Source organism: Kitasatospora sp. NPDC056531, from assembly GCF_042794375.1.
Taxonomy (GTDB): Bacteria; Actinomycetota; Actinomycetes; order Streptomycetales; family Streptomycetaceae; genus Kitasatospora.
Map to the genome: position 1 here is coordinate 1 of NZ_JBHTTU010000349.1, position 1,493 is coordinate 1,493.

The 1,493-nt window shown below is 70.3% G+C and carries 1 protein-coding gene; it reads right to left on the minus strand.

Features of this window, described 5'->3' with window-relative positions; translation table 11 throughout:
* Positions 1 to 27 precede the first annotated feature (27 nt).
* Complete coding sequence (locus ACFQ87_RS46325; RefSeq protein WP_380617065.1) at positions 28 to 1,266, minus strand: IS110 family transposase; 1,239 nt, start codon at positions 1,264 to 1,266, stop codon at positions 28 to 30.
* Positions 1,267 to 1,493: the final 227 nt, after the last annotated feature.

Below are 1,493 nucleotides of genomic sequence, written 5' to 3' on the forward strand. Positions count from 1 at the left end.
CGAAAGACATCTCACGTGCCTAACAAGTCAAGCCGCGACGGCCAGATCCGTTGATGAGGAGGTGAAGGCGTGATCTTCGTCGAAGAGTTGCCTGGTCTGCAGGCAATGGTGGAGCTGGCCGATCATGCGGTTGAGCAGATGCCGCTGAGCCTGGGCGTGCCAGTCGCCGTGCTCGCGCCTTCGCCGGTAGTGGGCGTCGGCGCCGGGCGAGGCCCTGAGGGCGGAGAAGGCCCAGAGGAAGCCCGCCGTGATGAGCCGGTTGTTCTTGATGAACCGGCGTCCGACGTGGCGTTTCTTGCCGGAGGCGCGGGTGACCGGGGCGGAGCCGGCGTAGGCCTTCAGGCCGCGGGCGTCGGCGAAGCGGGTGCGGTCGTCTCCGATCTCGGCGAGCACCCGGGCGCCGAGCTGGACCCCGAGTCCGGGGAAGCTCAGGATGATCTCCGCGTCCGGGTGCTGGCGGAACTGGGCTTCGACCGCTTCGGCGAGCTCGTCGGCGGCAACGCACGAGGCATTCAACTGGCCTACGAGCGCCACGAGTTGGTGTCCCATCGCGTCCTCAACAGCGGACGGCTGTCGGGCGTAGTCAGCCCGGAAGACCTGCCGCAGACGTTCGGCCTCGGCGTCGATGCCCCGCTGTCGGCCGGCCCGCCTGAGCGCGGCCCGCAGCTGGGGCAGGGACAGCTGGGCGGCACTGGCCGGGGTCGGGGCGGCTGCCAGAACGGTGCGGGCCTCCGCGCGGGCCAGGCCGAACTGCTTGCCGAGGAAGGCGTCCAGCGCGGCCGGGTAGTACTCCCGCAGGAGCGAGCGGACCTGGTTGACGAGCTGCTGACGGTTCCAGACCGCGTCCTGCTGAGCGCGGGCGAGGACCGCGATGGCGCGGGCCTGGTCTGTGTCGGCGGGCAGCGGCCGGTGGGCGTGCATGTCCGTGCGCAGGATGTTCGCCAGGACGAGGGCGTCGCCCGGGTCGGACTTCTTTCGGGAGACGCCGTGCCGGTCCCGGTAACGGGCCGCGGCCAGCGGATTGATCGCGAAGACGGGCCGCTTGCCGGTGCGCAGGGCTGCCACGAGCAGGCCCCGGCTGGTCTCGATGGCCACCGGTATCGGCTGTTCGGGGGTATCGCCGTGCTCGGCGAGCAGGTCCAGCAGCAGCCGGTAGCCGGCCGCGTCGTCGCTGATGCGGCGCTTGGCCAGGAGCTGTCCGGCCTCGTCGACCATGGCGACGTCGTGGTGGTTCTCGGCCCAGTCGATCCCGCAGAACACGGTCACGCTGTCCTCCGTTCGGTTGTCGTTTGCGCAGGTGGTGAGCCTGATTGGGCCACGCGGCGACCTAATTCCAGGACTCGATCGGTCCGCCATCTCACAAGCCGTTCGCGGCACCAGCGGACCGCGGGGGTCTCCATCTCGTTCAGAGCTCGAAGGCTCGGGACTGGAGCAGAGATCGCCCCGCGGAGGGCTCGCACCACGACGATCAACGTCCGGCCGGGCCGGACGGG